A 619-nucleotide genomic window follows, 5' to 3' on the forward strand; every position below is an offset into this window, starting at 1 on the left:
ACCTAGACCAGGGTCTTTTAGGCTTTTGTTATTTTTTTAACTAATGCGGGCATTCTCGCTCCTCGACGGCATCAGTGGCCGATTGGGCTGGCTGTCCGTGTTGGTTTGCAGGTCGGCTAGTCGCGGCGGGGAACAAGCCGGCTCCTGGAGGTCAAGATTATTAGCGGAGGCTCACATGCTCGCGACTGTATGTGCGGTGTTGGCTGCCAGGAATAGCGAAGCCGAAATCATTGGTGTAATCGACCTCGCGAGCAAAACGGAAGTCAAGCTCGGCACCACTCGCCTTGGGGACGCCATCCAGTTCGTCACCAATGCAGAGGTGCTTGGATATGACGTCCGGGCAGCGATGGTMTTCTATGGCRAACCGGGWACGCCAAGCCTGAGGGCAAAMGACTGCGAGCAGCTGTGGGCGCAACATGGGGCTACCCTGCTGGATCATCGGCGTAAGAATGAACCCTACATAAATGCCGGCGGTGTAGAGGTTCTAGTCTGGGACCAAGACGGTGGCACGTTCACCTTGACCGTTTCGCAGGAAGCCTTGGAGGACTACGCTGCTCGTAACGGCCTTGCCGGCGACACCATGACGACCTTCAATGCAGCTTTCTCTGCGGTTATTGAG

The 619-nt window shown here is 56.4% G+C and carries 1 protein-coding gene; it reads left to right on the plus strand.

Annotation, left to right across the window (positions count from 1 at the left end):
- Window positions 1-175: 175 nt before the first annotated feature.
- The coding region (locus ACXJ7R_RS35745; RefSeq protein ID WP_457155889.1) for a hypothetical protein at window positions 176-619 on the plus strand (444 nt) is incomplete at its 3' end.

The sequence above is a fragment of the Mesorhizobium sp. P5_C1 genome (genome assembly GCF_054049815.1).